Raw genomic sequence first — 11,971 nt, 5'->3', positions numbered from 1 at the left:
CCAGCTCAAGGGTGTCGGACTTGCCCGTGTAGAGGCTGACTGAGGCGACCGTTCCTTCGCTAAGTAGCTGTAATGCAACACTTAGTGCCCTGGGATCGGCGCTGTCGGTGAGCCCCAGACGACCCGGTACTAGACGGCACTCATTCTTAAGACGGTCTTTAAAGGGCAAAAAACTAGTCATTTTAGTCACCTAAAGCATCCGGTTAGGGTTAATTCCCCGCTGCTGATTAAAAAACAGGCAAATCGGCATAGGCATTGTCGTTCAACCACTTGAGTTGCCTTCCGGTGGGGTTATCCACACGTCCTGTGGATGGCTTGCAACTGGGCGGCAACGCGACGGTTTTTATCAATTTAAGCCAATTTGTACTAGTCGCACCTTAAACTTTACCAAAGTCCTACCGAAGACCTGACAGTCGGCGTTGGTGGTCGGCACTATTTGCTCGGGTGAGTGAGAGTTATGGGAGAGGCATGATCGTACTAGTGACAGCAAGGACCGAGTTAGCCGAGGAGGTGCGGCAGCAGCTACGCCCTTTTGGCATACCGACCACTTGGCTGCGGCCAGGCGATACATCCGGCATTAAATCACTCTATGCCCCTGATGTGGCCGGTGCGGTAGTCGACGCATCGGTCCCCGACATCCCAGACGAAGGCTGGCACGATCTCCTGACCAATCTAGGCCGCCGCCTGCCGGTGGTGGTGCTGGGGGAGAACGTTTCGGCCTTGGTGCGTACCCAGTTATCGACGGTCACCTGGCTGGACCGTTTCAAGGCTGAGGATGTCCTATCAGTACTCGACGCCTGCGGCGCTATCGGCGTCAGTTTCAGGCGGCTCAAGCGGGATAATATCCCGACTTTCAGTCCTCAAGTCCCTCTGCATATGCTGCAGCAAAATGGCGTCGTCTCACTGCTTACCATCGACGTCAGCAGTTTCAGGAAGATTTCGATCGAGTACGGCACCGAGGCGTATCAGCGCGTACAAGATTGCTTTCATCAATTGTTGTTTGAACTATGGGGCAGTGCCGGATGCTTTCGTGGTGCTGATCAGCTTTGCCGTCGCAGCGTCCACGGCAATCAGTACTATGTGTTTCTCGAACAATCGCGAGCACCCGGAGCTATTCCCCCACCGGGTAGTTTGGAACAGCTAGCAGACCGTTTAGTGGTGAGGCTGCAGAACGCTTTTTGGCGCGAAATTTTTGTCGATGGAACAGAACGGCTACTACCAGACTGCATCACAATGGTGCCGGAAATCTCAGTTGGCTTTGGCACCGTACTTAACAACCCGGCTGTTGATGCTTTTGAACTCATCGAGCAAGTGATCGAGACTTCTTATGAATGTGCCCGAGCACAACTCAAGCGCACGAGAGATCGTCAGCGTGAGCTGATGCAGACGTTGATTCAAACCAAAGGATTACTCGAACCGCATTATCAGGCCGTTTTTACCTTGCCTCAATTGACCAAAGACATGGTCGATGAAGCTCACAGCAGTAATTCTATCAAGCCTCTGCGTCGTCAGCTCTTTGGATTCGAATCGTTGGTGCGCGTGCGGCCGCAGGCAATTGATGCTTTATTTCAAGGCGCTGGTCTTGCTTATCTAGAGCCGCGGTATTTAAGGCCGGACGTACTCTTCTCCTTATCGCACAACGTCAAGGTAGGGCTGGAACTCGACCAAGCCTGCCTCCAGCAGGCCGTGCATCATGCAAGTAAGCTACCTGGTACTTTACTGCTTAATATCCTGCCGCGTAATCTTTACAACCTGGATAAGCTGATGCATCTACTCGGCGAAAGATCCAGTCTCATGTTCGAGGTGTCAGAAACCGAAGCTATCAACAATTTTGACATCATGCTCCGTGTCCGCGAAAACCTAGATCGTATGCACATGCGCATTGCAACCGATGATTTTGGTCGTGGGCATTCAGGTCTCGAGCAGATCGTCAAATTGAAGCCAGACTTAGTCAAACTTGATCGTAGTTTGATTCAAGATCTGCATCGAGACGAAAGTAAGCAGGATTTTGTAGCTGGACTCATCCGCGCTGCCCGGATCTCGTGTGCCACCATACTCGCCGAAGGAGTAGAACGGTGGGAAGAGGCCGAGGTCCTCCAACGTCTGGGTGTAGACTTAGTGCAAGGATTCCTGTTCCACAAACCGCAGTCAGCTAACGTGATCGAAATGGATCTCGACTACGAGCATCCTATGGGATTTAAGGGTGTCGCTTAGAGGGCAGAGTGTAAACGGTCATTCATCAAGGCTGCAGAAATCTCCAAGAGCTTCAAAGTGATCGACCAGAGCTTGTTCTGATTCGACGCGCCCGTAGCCAGAGCTCTCACAGAATTCACTGATCGCATCCAGAGTCTGATCGATCCGCTCAGAGCTGCTACCGATGGCCGTTATTGCCAGCGCCGCGCCGATGTCTCGATCATCATAAACTGCAGCACAAACTTTAAATTTAACTCTGATCTTCTCAGCCAATTGCTTTAGTTCGCGACGGTCTTGATCGCTATCCATCTGTGATTCAAAACCAAGTTTTACCACCGCAAAGTACATTTGAGTCCACCTGCCAAATTAATTGGTATGAGCCTAGATGATTGTCTCTACATGTCGTTAAACACCGTGGCAAGGAAAGATAAATCTCTCGACGTAGGCGTAAGATTTTTTTCCCTAAGCCAATCAGGATTAAACAGCCGTGATACGTAGCGATTGCCGCTGTCGCAGAGAATAGTCACAATCACGTGACCCGGCCCTAACTCCTTGGCAAGGCGATAGGCACCACAGAGATTGAGCGCTGCCGACGCGCCGATAAATAGACCCTCAAGTCGCAACATGGCATAAACCATCTCGACTATGGGTTGATCAGCGATACGGTAAGCATCATCGATCGGAGCATCGGCCAGGTTAGCGGTCACGCGATTTTGTCCAATGCCCTCAGTAACGGAGGATCCAGCATTAAAATCCAGGTTACCGTGTTTGATCCACGACCAGATCGCCGCTCCGTGAGGATCAGCACAGACGGTGCGAATCTTGGAATTCCTTGATTTTAGGTACGTGGCAACCCCAGCCAGGGTGCCGCCTGTACCGACGACGGAGACAAAGCCATCGACGCGACCGTCAGTATTTTGCCAAATTTCTGGTCCCGTGCTTTTGATGTGTTGATCTCTATTGGCGGTATTATCGAACTGATTAGCCCAGTAGCCACCGGGAATCGACGCGGCTAGCCGCTTAGCAACGTGGTTATAGTTGTCCGGATCGCGGTAGGGCTTGGCAGGTACGGCGCGGACCTCCGCACCGAGTGCGCGCAAGTACTGCATTTTCTCGAGACTTTGGGTCTCAGGAATCACAATGATCGTCTTATATCCCCTAGCCTGAGCTACGTGAGCGAGGCCAATGCCAGTATTACCCGCGGTGCCCTCGACCACGGTCCCTCCCAGACCTAGGAGTCCCTTGGCCTCGGCGTCGCTGATGATGCCGAGTGCGGCGCGGTCCTTGACGGAGCCACCTGGGTTTAAAAATTCCGCCTTAGCAAGGATCTCGCAGCCAGTGGCATCGGACAACGATTTAAGGCGCATGAGCGGCGTGTTGCCGACCGTACCGGCGAATCCCTTGGTCGTATTCATATGTGCTTCCTATTTCTTACGCTCTCAATCTCTCACACTGTCTTCTCTTGAAGCCTAAGAGGTTATCTTATCACAGCTAGCGGTAGAGAATCGTCGTCACTTCTGGCAGGGCCACAGCGACATCCCCCGGTACTTTGCGCTCTCCATACTGATACTCTGTGGCGTCAACCTGGCATCGGTAGACTAGCCTGTAGCGCCTGCGCGCCGCCGTGGCGACTTTTAGACTCATAGGGCTATCCGCATCACTACAGACTGTGGTCATCTGCCCTGCTTGCCACCAATAAAGATCTAACTTACATCTTAAAAATCTGGATTGCCATTGGTGGCTAGGTGTCGTGCAATAGGTACTAACACCTCTGGCTGGATCGCCTAGAATAGCGTAGCGAGTACGCCAAAGCTCTTTGTAACCTGTGGTAAAAACGGTGGCAGCATGTACCGTCTGCATAGTTAAGAATGCACTCGCCAATAAGGCAAGCATATCGACAAAATTCATGATGTTGATAATGAAGTTGATACTAAGGTGTAAATTCAAAATCAAATTCTGGCGCCTGGGAGTCACCTCCCAGCTTGCTGTTAATCTTACTCACCTCAGCTTTGACTAATCTACCGACGTAGCTGAGCGCAGCTATAGTCATAACAGCAGCAAAAGTGCTGACTAGGATGTATTCGAGGGCGGCAGCGCCGGCCTGATAGTGAGCGGGAACACGGGTAAATTTAGACGCCTTCATTAACACCTCCGGTCGTTGAGACTCGGAGTTTGCAACAAGGCTCCAATCATTAGCCAGAGACATCGTCGGACATTTGCACAGCACATTCGCTACGTCAAAAAGACGTCCCGGACAGCCCGAAGGTGCTAGTTACGCTGCGCCTCTTTAGCGATCGCATCGCTCAGCCCCTCCTGCTCCGTTAAATCGAGATCGATTTTGATCTTCACGAGACCGGCTAGCCCGTTGGCCGCACTTTTCAATAAATTATCAACGCCATTAGAAGTCTGCGGCGTACCGCTGGCGTTAGCAGCAGATAGTAGTAGCGAGAGCGATCCTTGCACCGAGACGGAGGTGATCGCTGGTGGATTTATGCTGACACGCATAGTCAAGCGGTCGAAAATCATATTGGCGGCTTTATCGACATTGTCAAAGCCTGTATTCACAACTGTGAAAGTATGCACACGCGGCAATGTTAAATTTATTTCTTTGATTGTGTAAGGGCGATCGTAGCTCAGTGTAGTAACGCTCACAATGCCAGTGCCGGATTCTTTATCTGTCGCCAACGTGATGCCACGCACCAAGTTTAGAGTTCTTAATGCCTCCTTGGATGAGGCCAAGAGTGACGGCAGCACTGGGCGCGGTGGCGTGTATGTACCGGGTCCAAGTGCGGCGATCGCAAGTACATCATCTGCCGTAACAAAGGGATTTTTTGGTGTGCCTCGGAGGCCATCACTGAGGGCGCCGAGAGCTTTTTGAAGATCGATCTTGCCGACTAGGGCGCAGTTTATCGCTGCCTCTGGGATTTTGAGTAATTTATTCCCGTCGATACCAAATCGTTTGTTTACCTGCAGCGCTATGTCCCCGTCGCACACTTGCGCCGCGTCACTCGCCGTGCCGTTGCCATTGCCGGTGACAATCCCTGCTCGGATCTTGTAGCGCGCGTCCAAGTATAAATCAGTGGGCGTGTCAGGCGTGTTAGATGGGTTGTCGGCTGGTCTTGGATTGGTAGATACGGCTTTCGCATCGCTACCTGCGCGCGCACCCCTTGGTACCGTTGAGTTTAGCTGTGATGAACCACACGAAGCCACTAAACCAAGGATGATGATCCCTGGCAGCAGGCGTGCGCTTTGGTGGTTCCTCGAAAAAAGCCGCATACCTCTATTCTCCCGCAATTCTTATCGGCATTTTGGGGGGAAAACTTTAGTAGTTAGGCCAGTCTGGCGGAAAGGGTAGCGAGCTGAGGTGTTTATTTAAATATTACTGGGGGTTGCGGTTGGGTATTGGTGTGTTCTCATGATGTCGCCGAGTTACTATATTTGCACTCAAGTAAAACTAGTTGAACAGGTCGCCTTCAATGCCAAGCTGGACGTCACCACCGGATACGCCCCAAAAAGAGCAGGTTCCACCGCATGATTCCAAGGCTTGTATAAAGTGATATCCCACGCCAACAGGCCGGACGAACTCCACAGTTGTCGGCGCAAGAGGTGTACCGGTGTTTTGATTGTAAGCTTGTTTCAGCCCGGTTGGCGTAGTAGTGCTATCCAATCCGAAACTCAGGTAGGTGATGCCGCCACCGGTATGGGCGTATAACGCCACTCTGACAGCGTCCTCGTTTTGCCCCATGACTACCTCAATCCGATTGGCCGTGTTGTTGGCGTAAGGTCGGTATGTAGCACTGTTGTAAGACCAATTAACAGCCGTCTCGTATCGTTTTAGGTTTCTTCGGACGCGATGGTAATTATTCCATACCAGTCGACGATTGCCACTATCCTCGCTTTGACCCGCAGTGGCAGTGGTGCGTGCAGAACCCAGATAGCGTCGTGACGTTGCACCTGACTTCACTTTGACACCATCTTGGGTGGTAAGGGCAACGGCGCGTGTTGTGTCGTTCGTCCAGTTAACTAGATCAAGTGTGAGTGTTCCCCCGCCACTGTCGTAGATGAACACATCGAACATCTGGTTGGCTGCAATTCCGCTCAATGAGGCCGAGATTTCGTTGAAAGCGTATGCTTGCCAATAGGTTCCATTCCAAATTGCAATGCGATTATGCGTGTAGGGCGTGAAGTAGAGAGTATTTGCAGAGGCACCGGTAACATCCGATGTAGGCACCGCTGTGGCGGATGTAAGGGTCAGGCGCCCCCCTGTGAGGCTGGGGTCTATTAGGGCTGAAGCCATCGTCGTGGCATCGGGGAATTTGATTCCACCAGAGGTCGATTCTATGACACCTGATACGCTGAGGCGCTGGTTTGGAGCAGTCGTCCCGATCCCGACGTTTCCCCCGGTAAAATAGGTAGCACTGTTTGTGTCCATATGAACTTTACTCGTCGTTCCATCTGTCGCATACATATCGAGATAGGGATATCCCGATAGAGTGTCCACATTGAGCATTGTCTTATTTGCCATCGAGGTCAGGCGTAGCACAGAATTCGTCGCTGTTGCATTGCCAACCACATGCAAGACCGCCGCTGGTCCTGTTGTTCCGATCCCGACGTTGCCGCCATTTGGATTGATCGATGTCGAGACAGATGCGGTCTGGTTCAGTTGCAGCTGATTTGCGTAGCCGACGATATTCGGTCCTGTTCCGTTAGCTACGAGATTAATGTATGCGGCGTTACCAGTCGCAGCATTGATGTTGATCCCAGTGTTAGTCGATTTGCCTGTCCCATCGATCCAAAAACTGTGAGGATCAGCTGAACTATCTGAAATCTGCAACTTGTGTATCGGATTCGTTGTTCCAACCCCCACGTTGCCGGTGCTAAAATAAATATTGCTCCCAGATGTAGTCCACTGGGAGGATCCTGAACCAACTGCTGCCGTCTTTTGTAGCGTGCCGTCTGGGAACATGATGCCATCTGTACCCGCTGTCCCGCCTACATGCAGTTTTGCGCCAGGTGAGGTTGTACCGATGCCGACGTTTCCGGTAGTATTTAGTGAAAGAGCAAGATTGCTGGCACCTGGGTAGAAATTTATCGGGCGGGCCACGCCCGTGCCAGCACTTATGGTATCAAAGCGGAACTCATTACTGCCCACTACGTTGTAGGATACTCGTCCGACTTCGAAGTTACTCTGATTGGGATCGCCGACTCCAAAAAGCTCAAAAAGGGAGCCATTGGCACCATTACCAGCCCATTGTGTGACGGCAGTCTTACCGGAGTCTTTTGGGGTAAAAAGTAGCGATGACTGATTACCGCCTTCGACAGTACGCTTTGTAAGTTTCATTAAATTAAACGTGGAATCTCCAGTCACATGGAGTAACGAGGATGGCACCGTCGTCCCGATTCCGACGTTACGATTCGCATCGACGACCATTGCGAAGAACCCCGCCGAACCAAGGTAGAACTTGTTAGAAAGCGTCGAGTTTGTGCTACCAGCCAGTCCCATATACCAACTGGAGGTATCATTGAAAAAGCGCACGGAAGCCTGATAGGCCGAATTAGAATTTTCAATTCTTAGCGTATCATTATTACCATTTGTCAAGAGGTGTAATGGTGATCCCGGAGACGTCGTACCGATACCGACGTTGCCAGTGTTGTTTTTATAAATATCGTTTCCATTTGTGGTCCACTGATTACCAGATGCCGGCCATGCTGTTTTGCAAGATCCACCGAGACATATACTGCCGGTTGCACCGACGTCCAAAGTGCCTAAAGGAGTTACCGTACCGATGCCGACATTGCCGGAATTGTTTATGAAAAAAAGACTTGAAACCGTGTTGTTAGCGGAACCAGGAGTCATACGCCATACGCGAAAATCATCTGTGTTGGTTGACATAAAAATCCCCCAACTCGGATTAGTCGGGTTGGTCTGTACCATGTTTCCGTTATTATCCCATGCCATGTTTTGCCCAATATGTACGGCTGATTTCCCGCCAGGATAGCCCCACTCATTTATTTCAAAAGCATCTGTGTTTACTGTTTGCATCTTTACACGGGACGGGGTGGTGTTGGGCGTAGCCTGATAAAGAGTCAACTGAGCACCAGGCGCTGTAGTCCCAATCCCCACATTACCGCTACTGCGGTAAACATTGGATCCCGATGTCGCCCAAGTCCCACCGCCCGATGGCGCTGAGCTCACCCATGTTGTGCCATTTGATGTGAGGACGTTGCCGTTGGCACCTGGTGCCACAGTGAGCGGAGCATCAGTACCGTTACCTAGGAGTACGTTATTGGCAGCTAAAGTGGATGCGCCCGTACCACCATTGGTAACGCTGAGAGTGCCTGAGGTGATCAATGCCGCGCTGTGTGCTGGGATATCCGCTGCAGAGAGCGCGGCCCATGCTGGTGCAGTCGCTGCGCCGCTGGCACCGGTGCTACTGAGGAATTGTTTGGTGGTCGTGCTATTGCCGGAGAGGCGGGTCCCAGCACCTGAGGTGCCACCGTAAAGGATATCGCCAATAGTTGTCAGGGGAGACAGGGCATTGAAAGCATTAGCTGCTGTCGTCGCTCCGGTGCCGCCATTGGCGATAGGCAGTGTGCCCGTTACTTCGGTTGATAACGAAAGACTGTTACTACTAGCCGCAGCGGTGAGGCGTCCCTGAGCATCGACCGTGATGTTAGCTCTAGAATAAGACCCTGGTGTCACAGCGGTATTAGCAAGTGAAAGGGTGCCAGAGCCAGTGATGGGGCCACCGCTTAAACCTGTGCCGGCACTCACCGACGTGACGCTGCCCGCAGGCCAGGAGCTAATACAGTTAGCGCCATTGAGACAGATGGTTCCTGCTACGTCGAGCTTGCCTGCGGGATTGGTGGTGCCGATGCCGATATTGCCGCTTGTGATCAGATTACCCGTAGTGTTTACAGCCGTTGATCCACCGACGGTGCCTGAGGTGATAGCGGAGCCCGATACTTTACCGGCTGTCGTGATAGTAGCTAGTTTTGCGTCGCTAATATTGGCCCCATTCGCAATGTCATCATCAGTGATTGAAGCATCAATGATCGTGCCACCACTTCCACCCGCTACGGCACTGGCGGTAGCGAGTGATCCTAAACCTAAAGTATTGCGTTGCGCCGACGCATCAGCATCATCGAGCAGCGCTTTACCAGCAGTCGTCAGCGTGTAGGTCGACCAGGTGTCAGTCGCTGTACGTTCTACACCACCGGTGGTCGCTAGATTTTCGACGGCTGCGATATCGTTAGCGAGCACGGCTGCAGAGACCCAGCCCAGGTTACCGGCACCGTCGGTCTTAAGCACCTGACCAGCACTGCCGTCGGTGGCGGGTAGTACCCATATTTTGTCGGCACTAATGGCACTAGGAGCTTTAAGTCCGACGTAGTTGGTGCCGTTAGCTGTGGCTTCGTTAAACCGGACTTCGCTGGACACAGCCATCTGTAGGTTGCCGGCGTTTGTTATGTCAGAGCCGCCCATACTGAGGGCGCCATTCATAGAGTCGCCACTCCGATTGAGTGGGGTATAGCCTAGAGAGGTTGTAATTTGAGCCGTCGTGAGTGTGGGGATGTCAGCTGCGCTTAGGGTCGTGCCCGAGGTGACGCGGCCTTTCACATCGTAGGTCACTTTGGTGGAGGTGCCAGCCAGAGATATATTGGCTAAGTTTGCAGTAGCAGTGCCACTTGCGTAACCAGATAGCGTTACGTCGCCATCGAGCTGGGTAATGTAGTTGCCCGAGGCTTGTTTGGTGCTGAAAGTGGTCCAGTCTGTGGAGCTTAGGTAGCCACTAGAAGTCGCGCTAGATTGGGCGATCGAGACCACGGGGGTCGCCGTACCCGTGACTGTGATGGGGGACGTGCCTGATACACTCGTAACACTCGCCGGTAATGCAGTGCTTTGCCACGTAGTGCCGTTGGAGGTGAGGACGTTGCCACTTGTGCCGGGTGCTACAGTCTGTAATGGGGCGGTACCGTTACCGAGGATGACACTGTTCGTAGTTAGAGTCGAAGCACCGGTACCACCATTAACAACATTAAGAGTGCCCCCGTTAATGAGCCCAGCACTATGTGGCGGTAAATCAGCATCTGTGAGCGTGTTACCAGAGGTCACGCGACCAAAAGTGTCGGTAGTTACTTTGGTGTAGTTACCCGCATTACCCGTGGTGGCTAGGCTCACCGTGGCGGTGCCACTGGCTGACGAAACGGCAATGCCACTGCCCTGAGTGACACCGCTCACTTTATTCGAAAACGCTGTGTAATCAGAGTTGGACAGGAGACCTGCCGTGACACTCGCGCTCGATGCCAGGGGTATATTCAGCGTATGCGTATCGGCGCTAAACACCCAATTGGGACTCGTCCCCGTGGTGCCTGGCGCTGGAAAACTTTGCGTAATACCCGTCTGCCCGTTGAGGGAGCTCAGTCCCGATCCTGCGACACCTAGAGCGACAGCTGCAGAGCCGTTCCAGTATTTGATTTGTGCGGAGGTCGCGTTAAACCAGGTTTTACCGATATCGCCAGCGGTGAGTCCTGTTGGATCGGTTGTGTACGTACCTAAACTTAGCGTCTTTGACGCAGCCATCTGAATATTGCCGGTATTTGTCACATCGAAGGTGCCAGCATTAAGGGCACCACCTAGAGTGTCGCCAGATTTGTTTAGCGGTGTGTAGCCTAGTGACTGGGTGATTTCACTGGCGGGGATCGTCCCAACCGTTACCGCTCCACCTTGCGCCGACTGTTTTAAATACTGCCCAGTGCCACCAGTAGTACTGAGATCCGCTCCGGTACCACCGCGTGCCACCGCGAGAGTGCCCGATGTGATGATGGCTGCGCTTAGCGGTGGGATATCGGTATCACTCAAGGATGTCCCGCTTAAAATGCGTCCCTTCACATCATAGGTAATCTTGGTCGCAGTTCCAGGTATAGCCACACTGGTAAGTGTAGTCGTAACGGTTCCGGAGCTATAAGAAGACGACGTCACGTCACCGCCGAAGCCTGTGAGATAAGCGCCAGCAGCTTGCTTCTGGCTAAAAGCGGCCCAATCTGCGGCACTGAGATAGCCGCTATTGGCTGCACTGGCAACTGGCGCAGCGGAGCTCACCCATGCAGTACCGTCCGATGTGAGTATGTTTCCTGTGGTGCCAGGAGCGATCGTTTGGACTACATTAGTTCCGTTACCGACTAGAAGTCCATTAGCTGCGAGCGATGTCGCACCTGTACCGCCTTTGGTCACAGGTAACGTGCCTGACACGTCGCTGCCAAGATCGATTGCAGCTCCACTCGTAGCATTCGTCACACGTCCAGTGTTATCGATGACCAGCTGAGCTCTTGTATAAGTACCGGCAGTGACGCCCGTAGTAGCGAGGCTAATAGTCCCTGCGTTGGTGATAGTGCCGCCGCTTAGTCCTGATCCGGCGGTAATTTTAATTGAAGTGCTACCCGGTCCATTTTGCGCGGCAGTAAAAGGCTCCCAGTTAAATTTACCCTGACCGTCGATGATGAGCACGGAGTCTGATGATGGCCGCGCCGGTACTTCGACTTTGAGTTTGCCGTCAGTGCCGTACTTGAGAGTTTTGTTATCTATGGTCACTCGTAGCGCGGTGAGAGCCAACGGGACGTAAGTAAATTCTTGCCGTGGATATTTGATGTCCTTAGCTATGACCTCGACATAAACAGTCTTAGTCCCGTCCCCAAAGACTTCGCTCACTTCGGCATCGGTCATGGGGATGCGAATCTGAAACACGCCTTGGTTTAGCGTTGCCCCGGCAGTCCTGAA

The 11,971-nt window shown here is 52.5% G+C and carries 7 protein-coding genes; 1 reads left to right on the top strand and 6 read right to left on the bottom strand.

What is annotated here, in order from left to right; all coding sequences use genetic code 11:
- The coding region (locus tag FJ146_17735; GenBank protein ID MBM4253812.1) for a hypothetical protein at nt 1-181 on the bottom strand (181 nt) is incomplete at its 3' end.
- Between the two features lie 287 nt (nt 182-468).
- Between FJ146_17735 and FJ146_17730 the strand changes: the two genes are divergently transcribed.
- Nucleotides 469-2,214 carry an EAL domain-containing protein gene (locus FJ146_17730; protein MBM4253811.1) on the top strand — a complete coding sequence of 582 codons (1,746 nt, stop codon included), beginning with the start codon at nt 469-471 and terminating at the stop codon, nt 2,212-2,214.
- Nucleotides 2,215-2,232: 18 nt separating this feature from the next.
- Here FJ146_17730 and FJ146_17725 read toward each other — a convergent pair whose 3' ends face one another.
- The 5 genes from FJ146_17725 to FJ146_17705 all read right to left on the bottom strand — a co-directional run bounded on the left by FJ146_17725 (nt 2,233) and on the right by FJ146_17705 (nt 5,469).
- On the bottom strand, nt 2,233-2,541 hold the full coding sequence (locus FJ146_17725) for a DUF503 domain-containing protein (protein MBM4253810.1): 309 nt from the start codon (nt 2,539-2,541) through the stop codon (nt 2,233-2,235).
- A gap of 47 nt (nt 2,542-2,588) precedes the next feature.
- Nucleotides 2,589-3,608: a cysteine synthase A gene (locus tag FJ146_17720; protein MBM4253809.1), complete on the bottom strand. Its 1,020-nt coding sequence runs from the start codon at nt 3,606-3,608 to the stop codon at nt 2,589-2,591.
- Nucleotides 3,609-3,684: 76 nt separating this feature from the next.
- Complete coding sequence (locus FJ146_17715) at nt 3,685-4,140, bottom strand: hypothetical protein (GenBank protein MBM4253808.1); 456 nt, start codon at nt 4,138-4,140, stop codon at nt 3,685-3,687.
- Nucleotides 4,124-4,336 (bottom strand): hypothetical protein, encoded by a 213-nt coding sequence (locus FJ146_17710; GenBank protein ID MBM4253807.1) that lies wholly within the window; start codon nt 4,334-4,336, stop codon nt 4,124-4,126. The genes FJ146_17715 and FJ146_17710 overlap by 17 nt, the downstream gene beginning before the upstream one ends.
- A gap of 125 nt (nt 4,337-4,461) precedes the next feature.
- Nucleotides 4,462-5,469 carry a hypothetical protein gene (locus FJ146_17705; GenBank protein MBM4253806.1) on the bottom strand — a complete coding sequence of 336 codons (1,008 nt, stop codon included), beginning with the start codon at nt 5,467-5,469 and terminating at the stop codon, nt 4,462-4,464.
- Nucleotides 5,470-11,971: the final 6,502 nt, after the last annotated feature.

The organism is Deltaproteobacteria bacterium (genome assembly GCA_016874735.1).
Lineage (GTDB): Bacteria > Bdellovibrionota_B > Oligoflexia > Oligoflexales > CAIYRB01 > CAIYRB01.
Note: the sequence above shows the minus strand (reverse complement) of the source record. Positions and strands in the feature narration are given on the sequence as shown.

Coding starts and splice junctions, on each gene's coding strand:
- FJ146_17730 (MBM4253811.1), top strand. CDS start 469: ATGATCGTACTAGTGACAGCAAGGACCGAGTTAGCCGAGGAGGTGCGG.
- FJ146_17725 (MBM4253810.1), bottom strand. CDS start 2,541: ATGTACTTTGCGGTGGTAAAACTTGGTTTTGAATCACAGATGGATAGC.
- FJ146_17720 (MBM4253809.1), bottom strand. CDS start 3,608: ATGAATACGACCAAGGGATTCGCCGGTACGGTCGGCAACACGCCGCTC.
- FJ146_17710 (MBM4253807.1), bottom strand. CDS start 4,336: ATGAAGGCGTCTAAATTTACCCGTGTTCCCGCTCACTATCAGGCCGGC.
- FJ146_17705 (MBM4253806.1), bottom strand. CDS start 5,469: ATGCGGCTTTTTTCGAGGAACCACCAAAGCGCACGCCTGCTGCCAGGG.